The sequence below is a fragment of the Zarconia sp. genome, from assembly GCF_057467645.1.
The window spans coordinates 14,287-33,732 of sequence record NZ_JBRJXU010000183.1 but is presented as its reverse complement, the minus strand read 5'-3'; the positions used below and the strand labels follow the sequence as shown (position 1 = coordinate 33,732).

Below are 19,446 nucleotides of genomic sequence, written 5' to 3'. Positions count from 1 at the left end.
TCTAAAAAACGAAATTTTCCAATTCCGTCTGGGATATTCTTTACGATCTAAAAAAATAAAAAAACTACCCGTAAAATTCTATGTTTCTAAGCCAAAAACTTATCGCTTTTTTCAATGTTTTTCAATCAAATAAACTGAATTAATGTTTTTTCAAAAATTATAATTATTACTGTATATCGAACTTAATACGTGCATTTTTTCTCTCTCTAGCATTTGTTGAATTGACCTATCCTCTGCCTCTAGCTCTTCCAAGAAAAATTGGCTTACGCTAGAAGATATTCTTCTAAAAGGAATTGGATTAAAAGGTTCTGGCTCTGAGCCTTCCTTGTAACCATAAACAGGCGGATCTTCTCCGTCAGAGGTTTTGAAAAACCAGAAGATATAGCCTTGATGTGCATTAAAAACAAAAGCATCTTCTGGTAGAGGGTATGGAAATTCTTCTTGTTTTAATACTTCTTCCAAAGACTCTCGTAGTTGATACATATCGTCATCATAATCGAAGTCTATCCCTACCAGGAATCCTCCAGCCCAAATTCCTCCCCAAAGGAGAAATTCTTTGTAAGCTGCTGGTAATAATAACCCACATAATTTCTCAAGAGAAAGAACTTGCTCTTCTGTGCAAGGTTTTACTTTTTCTGGAAAGTACTCTTGGAGTTGCACGAAATGAGAGTGAAAATTGTCAAGATACATCGCTTCAATTTCCACTCTTGGGTGAATTGTTTTGGTTAAAAGACTTTGAGGGCACTAAAGACACTCGCAATACGACTCAAGTAGATCTGCATCTCGCACTCAGCCACGATATCTTGTTTCAGCTGGTTTCGATTTTGGATAAAATATTGTATTGCTTTGTAACTATTTCCCAGTAAAGTTCGGGCGATAATTTTTGGTTTTTGCCACGGTTTTGCCAGTTTCATCTTTAAGGGAATAAAACAGGCACAAGAACCGTGAATTAGTTTTAAAAGATACTCTCGTTCGAGTCGTGCAGCGGGAATCAAATGGTCGAGGTTCATCGCTGGATTGTACCAAATTTCCCACCCCTGTTTGTGCATGTGAATTAACGGTTCCCAATCAGAACCACTAGCGAGAGAATTTCCCGATCGCCCGCTTAAAATCGGCGTTTCGGGAACGCAATCGCACCAGACTTGTTTGCGAACTACCAATCCCGCACCGGGAGGCAAACTAAGCACTTCGGGTTGGTATAAATTTGGGATATCTCCCCGTTCGCGAATGGCGAGGAAGCCGATAATATTCTCGAAGTTTTCCGGCGGTGGCACTTCAAATTTAGCGTGAATTTGACCGCCGTACGCACCGGCTTTTGGATAATTCTCACCAAACCGAACCGCTTCAAACACCCAATCCGGGGCGGGTAGATTATCGTCGTCAATAAACCCAACTAAATGACCTTGAGCTTCGGCGATCGCGCGCGCTCTTGCAAAGGCAAGTCCTTGTTTTGGTTCGAAATAGTATTTGAGGGGAAATGGAGACTGCCAATTTTTTTTGCACTCGGCAACGACTTGTGCCGTATTGTCACTGCTGTTGTTATCGATAACGATAATTTCCCAGGTGATTTGTTCGGTTTTAATTTGAGCGTTTAACGTTTCTAAAACCGCAGATAATCGATCGGCTCCATTATAGGTGGGAATGGCTACGGTGAAATCGATCGAGATTTCCATGATTGCTTCCACAGATAAAACGGACTGAAAATACTACTGCGTAAAAACTCCATCTCGCAGGCAGCGACGACATCGCGATCGAGTTCCGGGTAATGTTGAACAAAATAGGCGATCGCTTTGTAGATATCCCGAATTAAACCGAGGGGAAACAAAAGCGGTTTTTGCCACGATTTGAGGCGTAGCATCCGGATGTGGTGGCGTGCCAATCCCGTACTCCGCATCAAAAATAGCAACGCCTCCCGTTCTAGTCGCTGGCGGGGAATTTGATGGTAGATATGCATGTGGGGGTTGTACCAAATTTGCCAACCTGCATTTTGCAAATACAGTACCACTTCCAAGTCTTCGCTGTTGAGAATCGACTGTGGAGAACGTCCCGATAAAAATAGGTTCTCGGGAACGCAATCGCACCAGGCTTGTTTGCGCACTACCAATCCCGCTGAAGGAGGCAGCATTTTCATCCGAGGTTCGTAGAGATGGGGTTCGCATCCCCGTTCGGTAATGGCGAAAAAACTGGCAATTTTCTCGAAGTTTTGCGGCGGTTCCACTTCGTACTCCCCATGCACCTGAGAACCGTATGCCCCCGCTGCCGGATGCACTTCCCCAAAGGCATACGCCGTGGTTACCCAGTTGGGGGCGGGAATCGTGTCGTCATCGAGGAATCCCACCCACTTGCCTCGAGCTTCCGTTACCCCTCGCATCCGGGCAAAAGAGGCACCTTGCTGGGGTTCGCAGCAATAGCGTAGGGGAGCGAGATCGATCCAATCTTGCTGATACTCTTCCACCAGTTGTGCCGTGCGATCGGTACTATTATTATCGATAACAAGGACTTCCCAGCGAACGTAATCTTCCGTACGGACTTGGGTTTTGAGGCGATCTAAAACGGCAGGCAAACGCTCGGCACCATTGTAAGTGGGAATGGCAACCGTAAAGTCGATTTTCTCGGAAAGAGATGGCATTTTAATAGAAGTTCCGTAACCACCAGGTTTTTAATCGTAGACTCTCAAAAGTCTATTGCGCGCGCAACGCCCGCAAACGGGCGATACCTCCGTTATAGCACCTGAATTTTGACCCGAATCGTTAGCAAATTGGAGACAAGGAAACAAAAGCGATGGCACTGTATCTGGGGATCGATTTTGGCACGTCGGGGGCACGGGCGATCGTCGTCGATGCGATCGGGCAAATTCGGGGAGAAGGGCGATACGACTTCGAGATGGGTCGCACCACCTCTGCCGATTGGATACCCATCTGGCGGGAGGCACTGTTTTCCCTGCTCGAGCAAATTTGTCGGATCGTACCGGTGACCCAAAACATTGCTCGCATTGCCATTAATGGAACGTCTTCGACAGTACTCCTGTGCGACGAAACGGGCAATCCCGTCGATGCTCCCATTCTGTACGATGACGATCGCTCGGTTACTGTTCTCGATACCCTCAAAAGCATCGCCCCTGCCAATCATCCGATTTTGAGTGCAACTTCGAGTTTGGCAAAGTTATTGTGGTGGATTACTGAAAATAAAAGTCAGGCATCCTACTATTTTCTCCACCAAGCCGATTGGCTGGCATTTTTACTCCATGGCAGACTCGGCATCAGCGACTATCATAATGCCCTGAAACTGGGGGCGGATGTGGAAAATCTCAGATATCCCAACTGGTTGAACGAGGGACTCGATCGCATTGCCGGAGGAAATATTCCCCAGTTGCCACAGATTGTTTCGCCGGGAACCCCCATCGGAACGATCGCCCCAGAGATTGCCCGTCGTTTTGGTTTACTCGCCAACTGCACTGTTTGTGCCGGAACTACCGATAGCATTGCCGCTTTTCTCGCCAGTGGTGCATCTGCCCCAGGAGAAGCGGTTACTTCCCTCGGTTCCACCCTGGTGCTGAAGCTACTGAGTCGCACTCGGGTAGATGATTCCCGATACGGGATTTACAGCCACCGCTTGGGAGATTTGTGGCTGGCGGGGGGTGCGTCGAATACGGGGGGGGCAGTGTTGCGTCAGTTCTTTGGCGATGATGAACTCGCCACCCTCAGCCTTCAGATTGCCAGCGGCGAAAGTCCCCTGGACTACTATCCCCTCACCCAACCGGGGGAACGATTTCCCATCAACGATCCGCAACTCTCCCCGCGTCTGGAACCGAAACCGGACGATCGCGTTGCATTCCTCCACGGTTTGCTCGATGGCATGGCGAAAATTGAAACCCGAGGATACCAACTATTGCAGCAGTTGGGGGCGGCTTCCCTCAAACGGGTTTATACCGCAGGTGGTGGGGCGAAAAATCGGGTGTGGACTCGCCTGCGCCAACATCGCCTGGGCGTACCCGTGATTCCCTCCATCCAGACAGAAGCTGCATACGGTACGGCATTATTGGCAATGCGAGGTCTCAATCCAACGATCGAAAGATGACTTGCATCCATAAAGTTGGGTTCAATACTGACAATTCCAGGTTAAGTGAGCGTCGGGGGTGTGGGAAGCGTCGGGAGAGAATGGGAGGAGAGATTCAGCAATTGCCTTGAATTGTCATAAATTATCCGAACTCGATATCGCACCAGTTTTTGAATTCACCACACAACTCTCACTTTTTCCATCTACCTGCGATTTTGGTTATTTTGTCAATTTTTTGCAATATAAATTCAGAATTGCGATCGCCAACTCTTGTCGCGAACGAAAGCATGACCATCTTAGTTCTGCGATCTTTTTGGAGAAAAATTAACGATGTGGCGAGGGTTTCGTCAATTTTTGGCTGGTGAAAGTTTAATTTTAGATACTAGAGTCCCTTGGACTTACTTTTAAGTATACCTGAAAAATCCCAATTTTGCGTTGCTTATTGACACCATTCTCACTCGTGAAGTTATGTAAACTCCACGTATCTATTGGAATATTTAAAACAAACCGTCAAAAATTATTGAATTCAATTATCATCGTTCGCCAAATGACACCTCACTCAGAAGTCGATAAGGATGACCCGAACGAACAATTTTCGATGGCGACTACCAGCTTGTTTCCCTTATCGATAGCGAGCATGAATTTTTGACGGGGCGCGATCGCATCAAGAACGATAGTTGATTCTTTTGAGTTCCGATTCAATCGATGGTTGATAAGCTCGGATCCTTTGCTGAGTCCCCTAACTGGCTCCGAACTGCATTCAAATTATTGAGCGTGATTCCTTCAAAGGTACGATTGCCAACTTCCCGTGCGATGGCTAACGCTTGGTTGTGGTATTCCATGGCCTGGGAGTATTGTCTTCGATCGTAATAAAGCGAGCCTAAATTATTGAGAATCGTCAATTCCCCAGGTCGATCGCCAATATCTCGGCGAATCGCTAAAGCTTGGTGATAGTATTCCATCGCCTGGGAATACTGTCTTTGGTCTTGGTAAACCGATCCCAAATTGTTGAGAGTCACCCCTTCCCCAGGGCGATCGCCAACTTCTCGGCGAATCGCTAAAGCTTGGTAGTAGTATTCCATTGCTTGGGAATACTCTCTCAGGTCATCGTGAACCGATCCCAAGTTGTTGAGAGTCACCCCTTCCCCAGTGAGATCGCCAACTTCTTGGCGAATCGCTAAAGCTTGGTGGTAGTATTCCATTGCTTGGGAATACTCTCCCAGGTCATCGTAAATGACACCCAAATAGTTGAGAGTCACCCCTTCCCCAGGGCGATCGCCAACTTCTCGGCGAATTGCTAAAGCTTGGTGATAGTATTCCATCGCTTGGGAATACTCTCCCAGCTGGTAGTAAACCGATCCTAAATTGTTGAGAGTCGTACCTTCTCTAACTTGATGTCTCCATTTTCGATCGATAACAAGTTGCTGTTGAAGTTTATTGAGTGCAGCTTGGTATTCACCTTTGTTTTGGAGTTCTGATACTTCTGAGTAAAGTTGTCTTGCTTTTATCTGGATGCCGATCGGAATTCCTGCGATTCCCCAAGCCAATAGAGTACCCACGACCCATATATATCGATTCTCCATCCCCACTGTTCTCCTAGTTGCAATTGCGTTCTCATATTATGAGCTATTGCTACAGAGCTATGGGAATGGAGGACTGATGAAAGTTGGGTCACCATTTACTGCTCTAACGCCCGGTACGCGGCAAGTGACCATACAGCTTATTTGCCTCACCGATCGCGATCGTGAATTTTTACAGGGTTGCGAAGCTGGAGGCAAGACGGTGGGTGAGATTGTGGCGACGGTGGAGTTGGGGTTAGATGGGGTGCGATCGCTTCAAAAGCGGCAGTTAATTCTTTTGAGTTGTTAATGGCATTGCATCTGCTTCCCCCATCAGGGTAAATGCCGCCCAATTCGAGGGTTCCGGGTGAGTTTCTCGGGTGGAGAGCATCGCACCCCGCAGCGCAGTGGCTTTGTCAAGTCCTTGTTGTAAATTATCGTAAAATTCTGTCATTAACTCTGCCGTGGGTGCATCTGGAACTTGCCATAGAGACGCAACAACGCTATGTGCCCCTGCCGTCACCAGAGAACGGGATAATCCTACGACTCCATCTCCAGTAATGTCGCCCCGCCCGGTATCGCAGGCACTCAGCACCACCAACTCGGCTTTGAGATTCAGCTCGAAGATTTCTCCAGCAGCGAGGAAGCCATCTCCCCCGTAACCAGGAGTCAGGGCAATGCTGCTGTCGATCCCTTGCGCGTCATCAAGTAAGCCGTGAGTAGCTAGGTGGATGACAGAAGCAGTTTGCATTCGTTCGACGACAGTGGGTTCCGTTGCCGCACTGCCCAGGAGAGGTTCGGTTCCCAACATTTGGGCGATCGCTTTTGCTTCGGTTTCCGCGCCGGGAAGGGGACGTAATTGCACGGGTATATCGCTGATATTTTCTTGAAAGGAAGGCATGGTTGGATTTCCTACGACTAAAGCCTCTCCCCCAGAAGCATCTGCTACCCCATTCCCCGCCAGTTGCAATACCTGAATCGCCGGGGCGGTAAGGATGGTGTGTTTGTCGATGAGGTAGGTTCCGTCGGTATCTTGTAGGGCGGGGAAGGGAACGAGGAAGAGTGCGCCGTGGGGAACGAAAACCACTCGTTCTTCCGGGTTTTGGGGGAGGATATCGGCAATGGGTTCGATGAGAACTTGGTGGAGTTGCTGCAACCGGACAGTACGTTCTGAACTGCTGTCTGCCCAGACAACTTCGATGGCAGAACGATTGCGAACCCCCATGGAAAAACGGGTGGTATTGACGAGTTCTTCGAGATCGACATCAGCGAGGCTGACAGAATGGAAGGCGATGTTGCCCGTGGGAGAGATAACCCAGATGTAGAGTTCTCTTGCTATTCCATCATTTTCAATTACGGAATATTCGACGAAGGTGGCGTTCTGTTCTCTTGCAACTTGCCGGATATCGTCAAGTGTTGGAGGCGGCACAGTGGATCGGGTATCGTCGCTAAAACGCTGCCACAGAACATCGACAAATGCCCTAGCCCTTCCCCGTTCTGCCACCTCGAGGGCGATTTCGGTTTTGTTTTGGGCAATTAGGGCTTGTTGGAGACCTTGGTATGCAAACGTATGAGTGTCGAAGAGCGAGATTTTATCAGTGTCGCTGAGTTCGGAAGAGCGCAGGGATTCCCACACCGCGATCGCTTCGAATAGCCATCGTTCGGCTTCAGCATGTTCTCTCAAGTGACCGTAGACGAATCCCAATCCCGAAAGAGTTGTACTTTCCCCAGTGCGATCGCCGATTTCCCGAGTAACGTCTAAGGCTTGCCGATAGTACTCTAGTGCTTGAGAGAAATTTCCCAGGTTCATGTAGGCTAAACCCAATCCAGAAAGATCCGCACCCTCCCCAGAGCGATCGCCAATTTCTCGGGCGATGACAAGAGCTTGTTGGTAGTATTCCAGTGCCTGGGTGCTCCGATCTATAAGAGTGTGAATTGTGCCCAAATCACTCAGAGTTCTGCCTTCAATAGAACGCTCGCCGATTTCTCGGACGATGGCTAAAGCTTGCTGGTAGTATTCTAGTGCCTGAGAGTAATTGCCCAGACGTAAGTAAACTCCCCCGATCGCCTTGAGAATCGTTCCTACTGCTGCCCGATAGCCAATGTCCCGAGCAATGGTTAACGCTTGCTGGTAGTATTCCAATGCTTGGCGCTCATTTCCCAGATATGAGTAAATTTCCCCCAAAGCCTTAAAAGCCACACTTTCTCCAGCCCGATCGCCAATTTCTCGGGCGATCTCGAGAGCTTGTTGGTGATTCTCCAACGCCAAGGGATAATTGCCCAGCTTCTTGTAAACGAACCCCAAATTATTGAGTGTAATTCCCACCCCCGCCCGATCGCCAATTTCTCGGATAACGGTTAAGGCTTGTTGATAGTACTCTAATGCTTGGGGATAATCTCCCCGTTGGAAATAAACGCTCCCAAAATTGTTAAGAGTCGTTCCTTCCCCCGAACGATTGCCGATTTCTCGGGCGATGGTTAAGGCTTGTTGATAGTACTCTAATGCTTGGGAATAATCTCCTAGGTTATTGTAAATAAGTCCCAAATTATTGAGAGTCATTCCAACCCTCGCCCGATTGCCAATTTCTCGGGCGATGGTTAAGGCTTGTTGGTAATACTCCAATGCTTGAGGATAATCCCCCAGACTTTCATACACTCCTCCCAAATTATTGAGAGTCGTTCCAACCCCCGTCCGATCGCCAACTTCCCGAACGATGGTTAAGGCTTGTTGGTAGTATTCCAATGCTTGAGGATAATTCCCCAGACTTGCGTAAAGGAGTCCCAAATTATTGAGCGTGATACCAACTCCGGACTGATGCCCGATTTCTTGCCGAATCGATAGCGCTTGCTCGAAATACTCTAATGCTGTTGGGTAGTCTCCCAAGTTGTGATGGATTAACCCCAAACTATTGAAAACCACCCCTTCTCCAAAACGATGTCCGGCTTCCCGGTGAATCGCTAATGCTTGTTGGTAGTACTCAAGTGCCTGGGGATAATCTCCTAAAGCGCTGTAAATTCCACCTAAATTACTCAGAGTCGTCCCTTCCATCAAAGGATTTTCGACTTCCTGGTGGATGGCTAATGCTTCTTGAGAGTATTCCAAGGCAAGTGAGTACCGTCCCAGTTCGCGCGAAACTTCACCGAGTCCCGTAAGCGTGACACCTTCAAAAAAGCGATCGCCGATTTGCCGGTAAATCGCTAATGCCTCGTACAGTTTCTCTCGTGCAGCTTGGAACTCACTTGCCTGGAGTAATTGAACGCCTTCTGACAACAATCGATAGGCTCGATCTTGACGATCTTCATTATTCTCCTGCGCTACAACTGGCAGTTCCAGATTGATGAGGAAGCTCAAATCTCCTCTATTCCCAGCGATCGGATTCGCCAACACTTCAGCCGGAACCATCCCCCACAGCCATAGTGCCGCCACCCACCCCTGCCAACCTTTCATCGCCTGTTTCCTTTTCATTACAGCTAGCATCTATCCCGACTCGCGAGTTATGTTCACATATTTCTGGGAATGAGGAACTTATGCAAGTTTTTCGAGAGTTAGCATTCGACGGACTGCCATTGTTGCCTCCAAACTCGATCGAACCCTAGTTTTTATGGCTAAATGCGATTTTGGTCGTTTTGTCAATACTTTGAAAAAGAAATTAAAAAACGAAATCGCCAACTTCTGTCACGAGCGAGAGCATTCCCATCGAACCTTTTATTTATTGATGACCCAAGATCGACGGTGTAGTGAAGATTTTATCGATTCTTGGATCGTGTTAATTGAGTTTTAGACACTAGAAGCCCTTGGGCGCACCTTTAAGTATACCCCAACAACCCATCCATTGCGTTGCTTATTGACACCATTCTCACCCCTAAACTTATGTAAACCCATCGAAAATCATAGAAAAATCAAAACATTTGATTCGTAAATTCCCCATCTTGCTTATCACCGATCGCCCCAGTATTTCCGATGGCAGCAGAATTCCCGGCCAAGTCAATTATCGGCAAAACTTGACCGTTTATCGCGCAAATATTCCCTCTCGAGAAGCCGGTAAAGTTCAATAAAATCAGACATTCTATGACATAGACCCGTTCTCCACCATCCCGGTCGAACAGTCAATTCGATCGCCCTTGGGGAAGATTTATTTTTTTTTAAGTATTGTTGCCGCTTCATGATAAGATGGCTTCTGGCTTGGGAAGTCCAAGCCACGCACCACGATGGGTTTGACCGCGTCCATCGACCCGAGCTAAATTCGGAAATTTCCGAATCGGCTTGTTAACCCCTGGCGTAAAACACTATGTTTCCTCCCGGCGATCGAACCGAATCTCAAACCCACTATCCGCGCTTTCGGCGATCGGATGCTGGGAATGTTCGGACACCCGCCGTTCGACCCTCTCGGAGATCCGAAACCGTTGTTGAAGCAGCAACGCCATCGGAACCTCCCTCACGGGAAACCTCTAGCGAGGAAATCGTTCGAGGACTCGAAGAATACGCCAAGCTCAAGCAAGAGCTGTACGGGATTACGCTGTTATTGACGGGATTAATCTTCGCGGCAGTGTGGATTTTCTACTCCCTCAATATTGCCTTGAACTACGCGATCGGGGCATTTTCGGGTCTGGTGTACCTGAGACTGTTAGCGAGAAACGTCGATCGTCTCGGGCCAGAAGATCCATCGGTGAGCAAAGCTCGATTTGCGGTATTCGTTGGCGCGATTATCTTCGCCACTCAACTCGAACAACTGCAAATTCTGCCGATCTTTCTGGGGTTTTTAACCTACAAAGTCACCCTAATCGTATACACGGTGCGCATTACGCTTTTACCAGAAGTTTTGACCTCTGGTGAGTCCCCGTCCTCAAGTACTGAGGAATCCTCCTAAATCGACAATGTTGGATGTTTTAAACACCTTTAACTTCCTCCCAATCGCCGAACTCGAAGTCGGCAACCATTTGTATTGGCATATTGGGAACCTGAAAATTCACGGACAGGTGTTTCTAGTTTCCTGGTTTGTCATCGCCCTCATCGTAGGTGCTTCGGTTCTGGCCACCAAGAACGCCCAGAGAGTCCCCACGGGTATCCAAAACTTTATGGAGTTCGCCCTGGAATTTCTGCGGGACTTGGCAAAAAGCCAACTCGGAGAGAAAGAATATCGACCTTGGCTACCGTTTGTTGGGACTTTATTCCTATTTATCTTCGTGTCTAACTGGTCCGGTGCGTTAATCCCTTGGGGGCTTATCGAGCTACCCGAAGGCGAACTTGCCGCCCCGACTAACGACATCAATACCACCGTAGCCCTCGCGTTGCTAACCTCGCTGGCGTATTTCTACGCCGGGTTTAGAAAGCGCGGTTTGGGATACTTCGCTAAGTATATCGAACCCACGCCGATTCTACTACCCATCGCGATTCTAGAAGACTTCACCAAACCCCTTTCCCTAAGTTTTCGTCTGTTCGGGAACATTTTGGCAGACGAACTAGTGGTCGCCGTTTTGGTGCTGCTGGTTCCCCTGTTCGTCCCGATTCCAGTGATGATGCTGGGTTTGTTCACCAGTGCCATTCAGGCTTTAGTGTTTGCCACCTTGGCGGCGGCATACATCCACGAAGCCCTTGAAGGTCACGGTGAAGAAGAGCACGATTGAGGACCGAAACCCTCGCCCTTGAGTTGCGGCGAAACACTCGCCACCGACCCAGCGAGAAACCTTATCGCGCCTTCGAGTTGTTCGATTCGTTCAGTTTTTGTTTAGTACTTAATACAGTAAGGAAAATACAGTCATGGATCCATTAGTTTCTGCTGCTTCCGTTTTAGCTGCTGCCCTCGCCGTTGGTTTGGCTGCAATCGGCCCTGGTATCGGTCAAGGTAATGCTTCGGGTCAAGCTGTTGAAGGGATTGCTCGTCAGCCGGAAGCAGAAGGAAAAATTCGCGGTACCCTATTGCTGACCCTAGCATTCATGGAATCGCTGACGATTTATGGCTTGGTTATCTCTCTGGTGTTGCTGTTTGCCAATCCATTCGCATAAAACATCCATTAGCGAGTTTGGGGTAATTGGTGCGTATCGATACCAGTTACCCTTCGTTTGCAAAGACCCAACTGACTGGCACAGCTTCTTTTTTAAATTCTTGTATTTCCGAGCAAAGCGATGTTTGATTTTGATGCCACTTTGCCTTTAATGGCAGTGCAGTTTTTAGTGTTAACGGCGATCTTGAATGCGGTGTTCTTCAAACCGCTCACCCAAGTTTTAGACGAGCGAGACGAGTACATCCGCAGTAACGATAAAGATGCCGCAGAACGTCTGGCAAAGACCGAAGAATTGGCCCGGCAATACGAGCAAGAGCTAGCGGATACGCGCAAAGAAGCTCAAGCGATCGTCATCGCCGCCCAAACCGAAGCCCAAGATATTTCCAATCAACGCATCGCCGAAGCTCAGAAGGAAGCTCAAGAAGCCCGCGAAGCCGCAGCCGCCGAAATTGCCCAAGAAAAAGAAGCGGCCATGCAGTCTTTGGAGCAGGAAGTCAGCGCGCTGAGTAACCAGATGCTCGCAAAACTATTGGGATAAGAACTCGCGCAAACCGAGGGATTGCTAAGGTTAATTTTTCGCGCAAAGAAAGCTTAAACCTAGCTCAAAAATCACAAAGGATATCAAGGCGAAAATGGAAACATTTTTGTGGCTAGCAACAGAAGAAAAAGGATTTGGATTCCATTTTGACTTGTTAGAATCCAACATCGTTAACCTAGCCATTATTATTAGCGTACTCGTCTATTTCGGGAAAGGGATTTTAAGCAAAACCCTTGGCGAACGACAGGCGAATATTGAAACGAGCATCAAAGACGTCGAGAATCGAGTTCAAGCGGCTAAAGTCGCCCTCTCCGAAGCTCAGCAAAAGTTAACCGAAGCCCAAGCAGAAGCCGGACGCATTCGATCGGACGCTCAAGAGCGAGCCAAAGCAGCTAAAGAAGCAATTCTGGCGCAATCGGAGCAAGAAATCGAACGCATGAAAGCGTCCGCAAGTCAAGAGCTAAGCTCCGATCGAGATCGAGCCATTGGCGAACTGCGGGCCCGGGTAACTGCCATGGCAATCGAAACCGCCGAAGCTCAGCTTAAAGAGCGCATGGATAGCTCCGCTCAAGAACGATCCATCGATCGCAGTATTGCATTGCTAGGAGGTCAGGGATGAAAAGCGGTGCCATGGGGGCGCAAATTGCCGACCCCTACGCCAAAGCCTTAATGTCGATCGCCGACGATCGCGACTTAGCCGATCGCATCGGTCGCGACGTGGCGATGTTACAGCAACTCCTGCAAGACTCTTCCGATCTTGCGGAGTTTTTAGACAATCCCATCGTCGCCCCCGACGATAAGAAAGCCGTTCTCCGCCGCGTTACCGAGTCGGAAGTCGACCCGATTACCCTCAACTTCGTGATGCTCCTCATCGATCGGGGACGGATTTTGTTCCTCGATGAAGTTTGCTCTCGGTATCGGGCGCTGTTACGCGAACGCAACCAGACAGTGCTCGCCGAAGTCACCTCGACGGTGGAATTGAGCGGTTCTCAACGGGATGCGATCGTCGATAAAGTCAAAAACCTCACCGGCGCGCGGGAAGTCGAAATCGAAACCAAAATCGACGCCGACATCATCGGTGGCGTGATTATCAAAGTTGGTTCCCAAGTTCTCGATGCCAGTCTGCGCGGACAACTGCGCCGCCTTGCCGTGAGCTTGAGCTAACACGCGAAGAACCCAAGTCCCGCTCTGGGCAGAGCTCAGGATAAAGAGCGTAAAGACAATCGTGATGGCAGCGGTCGGACCGGACGAAATTAGCGGCATTATCAAGCAGCAAATCGAGCAGTACGACGCCGAACTCAAAGTCACCAACGAACGATAAAGAACGAAGGACAAACATTATGGCAGCGATCAGACCAGACGAAATTAGCAGCATTATCAAGCAGCAGATCGAGCAGTACGACGCCGAACTCAAAGTCACCAACGTCGGAACCGTGCTGCAAGTTGGCGATGGCATCGCCCGCATCTACGGCCTGGAAAACGCCATGGCCGGCGAACTGCTCGAATTTGAAGATGGAACCATCGGTATTGCCCTCAACCTCGAAGAAGATAACGTCGGGGCCGTGCTGATGGGTGCCGGTAACGAAATCCAAGAAGGATCTTCGGTCACCGCTACCGGTAAAATCGCCCAGGTTCCCGTGGGAGATGCCACCATCGGTCGCGTCGTCGACGCGCTGGGTCGTCCCGTGGATGGTAAAGGGGACATCGACACCAGCGAAACCCGCCTCATCGAATCTCCCGCCCCCGGCATCATCGGACGGAAGTCCGTGTACGAACCCATGCAAACCGGGATTACCGCCATCGACGCGATGATTCCCATCGGTCGGGGTCAGCGGGAACTGATTATCGGCGATAGACAAACCGGTAAAACCGCCATCGCCGTCGATACGATCATCAACCAAAAAGACGAAGACGTGATTTGCGTCTACGTGGCCGTGGGTCAGAAAGCCTCCACCGTTGCCCAGGTCGTTCAAACCTTGGCAGATCGCGGCGCACTCGACTACACCATTATTGTTGCCGCCAACGCCAGCGACCCAGCCACCCTGCAATACCTCGCCCCTTACACCGGTGCTGCTTTAGCCGAGTACTTCATGTACAAGGGCAAAGCCACCCTGGTGGTCTATGACGATCTTTCCAAGCAAGCCCAGGCATACCGTCAAATGTCCTTGCTGCTACGTCGTCCCCCCGGTCGGGAAGCTTATCCCGGAGACGTGTTCTACCTCCACTCTCGCTTGTTGGAGCGGGCCGCCAAACTGAGTCCCGAACTCGGCGAAGGTAGCATGACCGCCCTGCCGATTATCGAAACCCAAGCCGGTGACGTGTCCGCGTACATCCCCACCAACGTGATTTCGATTACCGACGGGCAAATCTTCCTCTCCTCCGACCTGTTCAACGCCGGTCAGCGTCCCGCCGTGAACCCCGGTATTTCCGTGTCGCGAGTGGGTTCTGCCGCCCAAACCAAAGCCATTAAGAAGGTGGCCGGTAAGATTAAGCTCGAACTGGCCCAGTTCGACGAACTCGAAGCGTTCTCTCAGTTCGCCTCCGATCTCGACGAAGCCACCCGGAACCAACTCTCTCGGGGTCAGCGCCTGCGGGAAATCCTCAAGCAGCCCCAAAACTCGCCCCTGCCCCTCAACGAGCAAGTGGCGATCGTCTACGCCGGCATTAACGGCTACCTCGACGACGTCCCCCTCGAGAAAGTGACCGACTTCAACGCCGGATTGCGAGAGTACCTGCGCACCAGCAAGCCGAAGTTCGGCGAGATTATTCAATCCGGAAAAGTGCTCACCGAAGAAGCGGATGCATTGCTCAAAGAAGGCATTAGCGAATTCAAACAAACCTTCCTGGTTTCTAGCTAAATGCTGACAGATTGAGAATGGAGAATTAGCAATTTAACAGCGATCTTCATTCTCAATTGCTAATTTTAATTCGATCGTTCATCGTTCTTCGTCATGGCCAATCTCAAAGCAATTCGCGATCGCATTAAGTCGGTCAAAAATACCAAAAAAATTACCGAAGCGATGCGTCTGGTGGCCGCTGCCCGAGTCCGTCGCGCCCAAGAACAGGTACTCGCCACTCGCCCCTTTGCCGACGCCCTCGCCCAAGTTCTTCACGGCTTGCAATCTCGCCTGCAATTTGAAGCCCTAGACTTGCCCCTACTCGAACAGCGGGAAGTCAAAACCACCGGACTGCTCGTTATCTCCGGAGACCGGGGACTCTGCGGCGGTTACAATACCAATATTCTCAAAAAAGCAGAAACCCGCGCTCGGGAACTCACCGCAGAAGGTATCGATTATAAGTACGTTCTGGTCGGTCGCAAAGCCACCCAGTATTTCAACCGTCGCAACGCCCCGGTTGTGGAAAGTTTCGTGGATAACGAACAAATTCCCACCGCCAACGAAAGCGCGCAAGTTGCCGACATCCTCCTGTCGCTGTTCCTTTCTGGGGAAGTCGATCGGGTCGAACTCATCTACACCAAGTTCGTCTCCCTGGTCAGTTCTCGTCCCGTCATCCAAACTCTTCTCCCCTTGACACCTCAAGGATTAGAGACCCAGGATGATGAAGTCTTCCGACTCACCAGTAAAGGTGGAGAGTTTAAAGTGGAACGGGAAAAGGTGTCTTCTCCCCTGGAAGACCTACCCCGCGACATGATTTTCGAGCAAGACCCCGCTCAGATTTTGGATGCCTTGCTGCCGCTGTACGTGAACAATCAAGTGTTGCGGGCCTGGCAAGAATCCGCTGCCAGCGAACTGGCTGCCCGGATGACCGCCATGAATAACGCCAGCGACAACGCCAGCGAACTCATCGGTTCCTTAACCTTGGTCTATAATAAAGCTCGTCAGGCTTCAATTACCCAAGAAATTTTGGAAGTGGTTGGCGGTGCGGAAGCACTTGCGGGCTAAGCCCAGCCTTGACTATTTATCCTTTTTGTGCAAGCGCTCGATTTCGATCGGGCGTTTTTTCGCGTAATGGGGAATTCGGAATTCCGAATTCCGAATTCGGAAATGGGGGAAAGTTTAGCGCTCGTTGCCCCCGATGCCCCCGATGCCCCCTTCTCGCGATACCATCGATCTTGAACCGGACTTCCTCGTAGGTATCCATGGCGATCGTCTCCTCTCAAAAATCCTCCCCCGAACCCCAGCGCCCGCGCGACGAGTCGCCACTGCCGAAGAACGTCGATTCTCTGTTGGAACAAGAAGCCACTCCAGAAGAACGCCGAGAGTTTCAGCACGATGAGAAACTGCGCCCCCAGCGCCTCGATACCTACATCGGGCAAAAAGACCTCAAAGCCGTCCTGGAAATCGCCATCCAAGCAGCCCGATCGCGCCAAGAAGCCCTCGATCACCTGCTTTTGTACGGACCTCCCGGTTTGGGTAAAACCACCATGGCTTTGATTCTGGCGACAGAGATGGAAGTCGGCTGCAAAATCACGACGGCTCCCTCCCTGGAACGACCGCGCGATATCGTCGGCTTGCTGGTAAGTTTGAAACCGGGGGACGTTCTATTCGTCGATGAAATCCACCGCCTCAGTCGGATGACTGAAGAACTACTCTATCCCGCGATGGAAGACTTTCGCCTGGATATCACCATCGGCAAAGGCTCGAGTGCCAAAACCCGCAGTATCCCCCTGCAACCCTTTACCCTGGTGGGGGCCACTACCCGCGTTGGCGCGCTGACCTCTCCTTTGCGCGATCGCTTCGGTTTGATTCAACGACTGCGCTTTTACGAAGTGGACGAACTGACGCAAATCATCCAGCGCACGGCGGAGATTCTCCAAACTCCCCTGAGTGAAGAAGGAGCCACGGAAATCGCCCGCAGGTCGCGAGGAACACCGCGCATTGCCAACCGATTGTTGAAGCGGGTGCGGGATTTTGCCCAGGTTCGTGCCTCTGGTTCCATTGAATTGCAAGTGGCCATCGATGCTTTAGATTTATTTGAAGTCGATCCCATGGGATTGGATTGGACCGATCGCCGTTTGCTGGGGGCGATTATCGAACAGTTCAACGGCGGCCCGGTGGGGTTAGAAACGATCGCCGCATCCACTGGGGAAGATACCCAAACCATCGAAGAAGTTTACGAACCCTACTTATTGCAAATCGGCTATCTCAACCGTACCCATCGCGGACGAGTGGCGACCCGCGCGGCGTGGGAACATCTGGGTTACGAACCGCCTCAAGAGCAACTGTCGATTTGGGGAAAGTGATGGGGAGAATGCAAAGTTAAAAATTCAAAATTCAAAATTTAAACTCCTAATTTTCCATTTCCCAGGGATTATAGCGAAGAAAGCGCGAACTGCTATAAATACGAACTCGATCGTCCTGGAAACTGTTTGTTGCGATCTTTATGAACGCGCTCGAGACTGGAAATTGGAGTTGAAAACTGGCGTATCAAAGCTGAAGTGGCAGAAGCTTTGGCGCGATCGAGCCATTGAAACGAGTCGGCTCTCAAATCGAATCAATTACAGCAGATGTGGTGAAGATGCGGCAATCGAGAAACGTGGTAGAGACACCCTGAGGATGTTACCTTGAAGAAGAAGATTTAATCACCATCCACCGACCGGTTTGTGGATCGCGATAGGCTGTAAAAGGATTTTGGCGTAGGGGCTTTTCTTGGATGGGGGGCTGTTTTATCGTTTGAGACATAGTAAAGGACTCCAGACTACACTCTAGTTCAACATATTATGCGTTACGCTTATTTTAGACAAGATGGGTCTGGATCTACGTGATGAAGAGTCCTTAGGGATGCGATCGCGATCGCTATTTACCTGAGATCTCGATCGCTTTTTCTCGATTTTAGGCGATCGAGGGTTGTTTCAGATGAATATAAAGAAAGTGCGATCGACAGCTTAAAAGGCGATCGAGTCGAGCGCAGTTATATCTTTTCTTTAACTGACCTAACTTGGTATTTTCAGGGAATTTCAAGACAAGTCTAGATCGAAATAATTCCCCGAAATCCAGACAATTCGCTCTGCCGCGCGACCATCTCCAAACGGATTAATAGCCGTCGCCATGGTTTGATACGTTTGTGCGTCGTTCAACAGGGCGCTGGCTTCCGTCAAAATGCGATCGGGATTCGTTCCGACCAATTTAGCCGTTCCCGCCTCGATCGCCTCTGGACGTTCGGTGGTTTCTCGCAACACCAACACCGGTTTGCCCAAAGCCGGGGCTTCCTCCTGCAATCCCCCCGAATCCGTCAGTAACAGGTAACACCGCCCGATCGCCCCCACCAGTTTGGCATAATCGAGGGGTTCGGTTAAGAAAACGCGCGGATGGTTGCCCAACCATTTCTGCAACGGTTCCCGAACGGTGGGATTGCGATGCAGAGGCAGCAGCAGGGCGGTATCGGGAAACTTCTCGAGAACCTGCAAGAATCCCCGCGCGATGCCCTCTAAGGGTTCGCCCCAGTTTTCCCGACGATGCACCGTTGCCAGCAATACCCGATATTTCCCCCAGTCCAACCCCGCGACGTCACATTCGGGATTCCGGTCTGCAACTGAAAGGAGGGCATCAATAACGGTATTGCCCGTTTGGTGAATCTCTCCAACGACCCCCGAACCCTTGAGGTTCTCCACGGCACGGGCGGTGGGGGCAAAGTGGAGTTGGGCGAGTTGGGAAATCAGCCGACGATTGACTTCTTCGGGATAGGGATCGAAGAGGTTATCCGTGCGCAATCCCGCCTCGACGTGACCGATAGGTATCTTTTGGTAAAAGGCGGCCAACGCTGCGGCAAACGCGGTGGTGGTATCCCCCTGGACGATAACCAACTGCGGTTGGAGTTGGCCGAAAAGTTCCTCTAACCCCCCCAGGCTGCGGCAGGTAATGTCCGTGAGGGTTTGCCCGTGTTGCATGATTGCCAAATCTCGGGTGGCCTGCAAATCGAACAGTTCCATCACCTGGGCGACCATTTCCCGATGCTGTCCGGTGAGGATGACGTGGGTTTCAAAGGCTTGGGAATGCTGAAACTGGCGAATGACCGGGGCGAGTTTAATCGCTTCGGGACGAGTACCGAGGGTGATGCAAACTCGAAGGGGAGGGGTAGGCATGAGACGGGTTTGGAGAGAATTCCTTATTTATCCTATAGCCTCGGGAGAAGGATTTTTGATTGGCGATCGATTTGTCGGGTGGGCAGTTTTTCTTGCGGAGGTGGCACTTTTACATTCGCGATCGGCGAACCGTTCGATCGCGAATGTATTTTGACCTCGATCGAAAAGTGCTACAAAAAAATACGATTTGGATGAAAATCACTTTGTATTAGCGGTGAAAGAATATGATTTTTATAAAAAAAAGTAAT

General features: G+C 50.1%; 18 protein-coding genes. 11 read left to right on the top strand and 7 right to left on the bottom strand.

Features of this window, described 5'->3' with window-relative positions; genetic code table 11:
• Positions 1–150: 150 nt before the first annotated feature.
• The 3 genes from AC2215_RS27525 to hpsE (AC2215_RS27515) are packed head-to-tail and all read right to left on the bottom strand — an operon-like array spanning position 151 to position 2,629.
• Positions 151–705 (bottom strand): SMI1/KNR4 family protein, encoded by a 555-nt coding sequence (locus tag AC2215_RS27525; protein ID WP_486813238.1) that lies wholly within the window; start codon positions 703–705, stop codon positions 151–153.
• 20 nt (positions 706–725) lie between these two features.
• On the bottom strand, positions 726–1,673 hold the full coding sequence (hpsE, locus tag AC2215_RS27520; protein ID WP_486813237.1) for a hormogonium polysaccharide biosynthesis glycosyltransferase HpsE: 948 nt from the start codon (positions 1,671–1,673) through the stop codon (positions 726–728).
• Positions 1,646–2,629 (bottom strand): hormogonium polysaccharide biosynthesis glycosyltransferase HpsE, encoded by a 984-nt coding sequence (gene hpsE, locus AC2215_RS27515; protein ID WP_486813236.1) that lies wholly within the window; start codon positions 2,627–2,629, stop codon positions 1,646–1,648. The genes hpsE (AC2215_RS27520) and hpsE (AC2215_RS27515) overlap by 28 nt, the downstream gene beginning before the upstream one ends.
• 152 nt (positions 2,630–2,781) lie before the next feature.
• Here hpsE (AC2215_RS27515) and AC2215_RS27510 point away from each other — a divergent pair, with 152 nt between their 5' ends.
• Positions 2,782–4,077, top strand: a complete 1,296-nt coding sequence (locus AC2215_RS27510; RefSeq protein ID WP_486813235.1) for an FGGY-family carbohydrate kinase — start codon at positions 2,782–2,784, stop codon at positions 4,075–4,077.
• Between the two features lie 677 nt (positions 4,078–4,754).
• Here AC2215_RS27510 and AC2215_RS27505 read toward each other — a convergent pair.
• Positions 4,755–5,615, bottom strand: coding sequence for a tetratricopeptide repeat protein (locus AC2215_RS27505; protein WP_486813234.1), 861 nt, complete (start codon positions 5,613–5,615; stop codon positions 4,755–4,757).
• Between the two features lie 100 nt (positions 5,616–5,715).
• On the opposite strand from AC2215_RS27505, the gene AC2215_RS27500 reads away from it, so the two are divergent.
• A complete protein-coding gene (locus tag AC2215_RS27500; RefSeq protein WP_486813233.1) occupies positions 5,716–5,925 on the top strand; it encodes a hypothetical protein in 210 nt (69 codons plus the stop codon).
• Here AC2215_RS27500 and AC2215_RS27495 read toward each other — a convergent pair.
• Entirely contained in the window at positions 5,905–9,081 is a 3,177-nt protein-coding gene (locus AC2215_RS27495) for a CHAT domain-containing protein (RefSeq protein ID WP_486813232.1), read from the bottom strand. The genes AC2215_RS27500 and AC2215_RS27495 overlap by 21 nt on opposite strands.
• Positions 9,082–9,904: 823 nt before the next feature.
• Here AC2215_RS27495 and AC2215_RS27490 point away from each other — a divergent pair.
• The 9 genes from AC2215_RS27490 to ruvB all read left to right on the top strand — a co-directional run bounded on the left by AC2215_RS27490 (position 9,905) and on the right by ruvB (position 17,359).
• A complete protein-coding gene (locus AC2215_RS27490) occupies positions 9,905–10,483 on the top strand; it encodes an ATP synthase subunit I (RefSeq protein ID WP_486813231.1) in 579 nt (192 codons plus the stop codon).
• Between the two features lie 7 nt (positions 10,484–10,490).
• Complete coding sequence (gene atpB, locus AC2215_RS27485; RefSeq protein ID WP_486813230.1) at positions 10,491–11,240, top strand: F0F1 ATP synthase subunit A; 750 nt, start codon at positions 10,491–10,493, stop codon at positions 11,238–11,240.
• 133 nt (positions 11,241–11,373) lie between these two features.
• Complete coding sequence (gene atpE, locus AC2215_RS27480; protein WP_413264337.1) at positions 11,374–11,619, top strand: ATP synthase F0 subunit C; 246 nt, start codon at positions 11,374–11,376, stop codon at positions 11,617–11,619.
• A gap of 120 nt (positions 11,620–11,739) precedes the next feature.
• Positions 11,740–12,156: a F0F1 ATP synthase subunit B' gene (locus tag AC2215_RS27475; RefSeq protein ID WP_486813229.1), complete on the top strand. Its 417-nt coding sequence runs from the start codon at positions 11,740–11,742 to the stop codon at positions 12,154–12,156.
• A gap of 94 nt (positions 12,157–12,250) precedes the next feature.
• Entirely contained in the window at positions 12,251–12,775 is a 525-nt protein-coding gene (locus AC2215_RS27470) for a F0F1 ATP synthase subunit B (protein WP_486813228.1), read from the top strand.
• On the top strand, positions 12,772–13,320 hold the full coding sequence (gene atpH / locus AC2215_RS27465; protein ID WP_486813227.1) for an ATP synthase F1 subunit delta: 549 nt from the start codon (positions 12,772–12,774) through the stop codon (positions 13,318–13,320). The genes AC2215_RS27470 and atpH overlap by 4 nt, the downstream gene beginning before the upstream one ends.
• A gap of 176 nt (positions 13,321–13,496) precedes the next feature.
• Positions 13,497–15,014, top strand: a complete 1,518-nt coding sequence (gene atpA / locus AC2215_RS27460; protein WP_486813226.1) for a F0F1 ATP synthase subunit alpha — start codon at positions 13,497–13,499, stop codon at positions 15,012–15,014.
• A 93-nt stretch (positions 15,015–15,107) separates the two neighbouring features.
• Positions 15,108–16,058: a F0F1 ATP synthase subunit gamma gene (locus AC2215_RS27455; RefSeq protein WP_486813225.1), complete on the top strand. Its 951-nt coding sequence runs from the start codon at positions 15,108–15,110 to the stop codon at positions 16,056–16,058.
• 197 nt (positions 16,059–16,255) lie between these two features.
• The gene (gene ruvB / locus AC2215_RS27450) at positions 16,256–17,359 is read left to right on the top strand and encodes a Holliday junction branch migration DNA helicase RuvB (RefSeq protein WP_486813224.1); all 1,104 of its coding nucleotides are present in this window, start codon (positions 16,256–16,258) and stop codon (positions 17,357–17,359) included.
• A 316-nt stretch (positions 17,360–17,675) separates the two neighbouring features.
• On the opposite strand, the gene AC2215_RS27445 is transcribed toward ruvB, so the two are convergent.
• Both AC2215_RS27445 and wecB read right to left on the bottom strand, forming a co-directional pair.
• Complete coding sequence (locus AC2215_RS27445) at positions 17,676–17,798, bottom strand: hypothetical protein (protein WP_486813223.1); 123 nt, start codon at positions 17,796–17,798, stop codon at positions 17,676–17,678.
• Between the two features lie 275 nt (positions 17,799–18,073).
• Positions 18,074–19,198, bottom strand: coding sequence for a non-hydrolyzing UDP-N-acetylglucosamine 2-epimerase (gene wecB, locus AC2215_RS27440; RefSeq protein ID WP_486813222.1), 1,125 nt, complete (start codon positions 19,196–19,198; stop codon positions 18,074–18,076).
• Between the last annotated feature and the right edge of the window lie 248 nt (positions 19,199–19,446).

Coding starts and splice junctions, on each gene's coding strand:
- hpsE (WP_486813237.1), bottom strand. CDS start 1,673: ATGGAAATCTCGATCGATTTCACCGTAGCCATTCCCACCTATAATGGA.
- hpsE (WP_486813236.1), bottom strand. CDS start 2,629: ATGCCATCTCTTTCCGAGAAAATCGACTTTACGGTTGCCATTCCCACT.
- AC2215_RS27510 (WP_486813235.1), top strand. CDS start 2,782: ATGGCACTGTATCTGGGGATCGATTTTGGCACGTCGGGGGCACGGGCG.
- AC2215_RS27500 (WP_486813233.1), top strand. CDS start 5,716: ATGAAAGTTGGGTCACCATTTACTGCTCTAACGCCCGGTACGCGGCAA.
- AC2215_RS27495 (WP_486813232.1), bottom strand. CDS start 9,081: ATGAAAAGGAAACAGGCGATGAAAGGTTGGCAGGGGTGGGTGGCGGCA.
- AC2215_RS27490 (WP_486813231.1), top strand. CDS start 9,905: ATGTTTCCTCCCGGCGATCGAACCGAATCTCAAACCCACTATCCGCGC.
- atpB (WP_486813230.1), top strand. CDS start 10,491: ATGTTGGATGTTTTAAACACCTTTAACTTCCTCCCAATCGCCGAACTC.
- atpE (WP_413264337.1), top strand. CDS start 11,374: ATGGATCCATTAGTTTCTGCTGCTTCCGTTTTAGCTGCTGCCCTCGCC.
- AC2215_RS27475 (WP_486813229.1), top strand. CDS start 11,740: ATGTTTGATTTTGATGCCACTTTGCCTTTAATGGCAGTGCAGTTTTTA.
- AC2215_RS27470 (WP_486813228.1), top strand. CDS start 12,251: ATGGAAACATTTTTGTGGCTAGCAACAGAAGAAAAAGGATTTGGATTC.
- atpH (WP_486813227.1), top strand. CDS start 12,772: ATGAAAAGCGGTGCCATGGGGGCGCAAATTGCCGACCCCTACGCCAAA.
- atpA (WP_486813226.1), top strand. CDS start 13,497: ATGGCAGCGATCAGACCAGACGAAATTAGCAGCATTATCAAGCAGCAG.
- AC2215_RS27455 (WP_486813225.1), top strand. CDS start 15,108: ATGGCCAATCTCAAAGCAATTCGCGATCGCATTAAGTCGGTCAAAAAT.
- ruvB (WP_486813224.1), top strand. CDS start 16,256: ATGGCGATCGTCTCCTCTCAAAAATCCTCCCCCGAACCCCAGCGCCCG.
- AC2215_RS27445 (WP_486813223.1), bottom strand. CDS start 17,798: ATGTCTCAAACGATAAAACAGCCCCCCATCCAAGAAAAGCCCCTACGC.
- wecB (WP_486813222.1), bottom strand. CDS start 19,198: ATGCCTACCCCTCCCCTTCGAGTTTGCATCACCCTCGGTACTCGTCCC.